Genomic DNA, 1,896 nt, shown 5'->3' on the forward strand with positions numbered 1-1,896 from the left:
AATCGAAGTCGTCGTCCATCTCGAATCCAGCACTGAAGATTCAGTCGGTCTGCAGATTTCGGTCCGCGACACAGGGATCGGAATTCCTCCCGATCGTCAACAAGCCGTTTTTGAATCCTTTCGACAAGCCGATGCGTCGACGAACAGACGATTCGGCGGCACCGGGTTGGGCCTGACCATTTCAACCCAGCTGGTCGAGCTGATGAACGGCCGCATTTGGGTGGAGAGCGAGGTCGGCACGGGAACGACCTTTCATTTCACGGCCCGCTTCGGCATCGTCGATCCGCAACCTACGCCGGTCGACACCGAAGTGTTGCACGGCGTCCCCGTGCTCGTGGTGGACGACAACGCGACCAGCCGCTCCATCCTGGACGAGATGCTCCGCCAATGGGGTCTCGCGGTGACGGTCGTGGCCGACGGTCAAGAAGCCCTCACGGAACTGCAGCGTGCCGCGGCGGACGGACGGCCCTATCCGCTCGCCATTCTCGATAGCGCGATGCAACCGATGGACGGTTTCGCGATTGCCGCACGCTTGCGACAGGATCCGGATGTCGCGTTGAAAGACTGTCCAATCATCATGCTCTCCTCGGCCGTCAAGGCGGGCGACGTGGAACAATGCAGGCAACTGGGTGTGGCCCGCTACATGCAAAAACCCGCGGTTCACTCGGACCTGTTGAAAACCATCCTCAAGACCACCGGGCATTCCGATTCGTCACAAGTGAGTCCCAAGGACAACGCGACCAAGACCTATCGCAAACTGAAGGTCTTGCTCGCCGAGGACGGCGACGTCAATCGAAAGGTCGCGGTCGGGCTGCTGTCGCATCAGGGCCATGAAGTCCTGGTTGCCGAAGACGGCGTGGAAGCGGTTGCGGCGCTCGATGAGCAACGATTTGACATCGTGCTGATGGATGTGCAGATGCCAAACATGGACGGCATCGAAGCCACCCGACTCATCCGCGAAAAAGAACACGAGTTGGATCGACACACGCCGATCGTCGCGATGACGGCCGGCGCGATGAAAGGTGACGAAGAACATTGTCTCGAAGCCGGAATGGACGGTTATATCGCCAAGCCGATCGACCCCGAGAAACTGTATGACCTCATGGAACGCTGTGTCAGCGGCGAGGCGATCGGACCCTCCAACGATCCCGTTTCGGTCGCACCCGAAAACGACGACACCAACGCCTCCTCCGACGTTGAACGAGAGCCCGGCAATAGCGACGGTTCGGACCTGACCGAGTTGATGAACGATCCGGCTGCCGCGAAGACGTTAGCCGCGATCGATATGGAAACCGCGCGCGAACGTTGCCGAGGGAACGATTCGCACCTGCGACTCCTTGCCGAGACCCTGATCGGTGAGGCGACTGAGCTGATGAAGTCCATGCGTGCAGCGGTCGATTCGCATGACGTCCAATCGATCCGCCGCTCCGCGCATTCGCTCAAAGGCGCCGCATCGGTGTTCGGCGCGACCGACGTCGTTGCTGGCGCCTTGCATCTAGAGACGATCGCGGAATCGGCTGACCCTGCCGAATTGAATGCCCAACTCGACAAGGTGGACGAGGAGGTCGGACGTCTGGTCGCGGCGTTGATTCTGCTCTGCAAGCAAGACGCGCAATGCTAACCTCCGCCGCACCGGGCGAAGCCACGACTGGTAGGCTCAGCCCCCCAACCCACGGCAGGTGCAATCTTTAACAGCAGGTAGTCGTGGGCTTTCTTTGCTGCGAGCGTCTCGACCCTCCCAAAACGCATTGGCACTTACACCATTCGCTTTTTGCCCAAAGGGCATGCATATCCATAGCCTGGGGCAAGCAAACCGAGCATTTGCGAGGGTCGCGCCGCCCCAGGAACCGCATCGCAATGAGGTAAACTTTGGCCAAGGGCCATGCACAACCTTCG

1 protein-coding gene is annotated in these 1,896 nt (G+C 60.0%); it reads left to right on the top strand.

Going from position 1 to position 1,896, the window contains the following annotated elements; genetic code table 11:
• Positions 1-1,621, top strand: a 1,621-nt coding sequence (locus ABX749_RS31335) for a response regulator (RefSeq protein ID WP_372899493.1), incomplete at its 5' end; no start/stop codon positions are given.
• Between the last annotated feature and the right edge of the window lie 275 nt (positions 1,622-1,896).

It is taken from the genome of Stieleria sp. (assembly GCF_041595215.1).
Classification (GTDB): Bacteria; Planctomycetota; Planctomycetia; order Pirellulales; family Pirellulaceae; genus Stieleria; species Stieleria magnilauensis.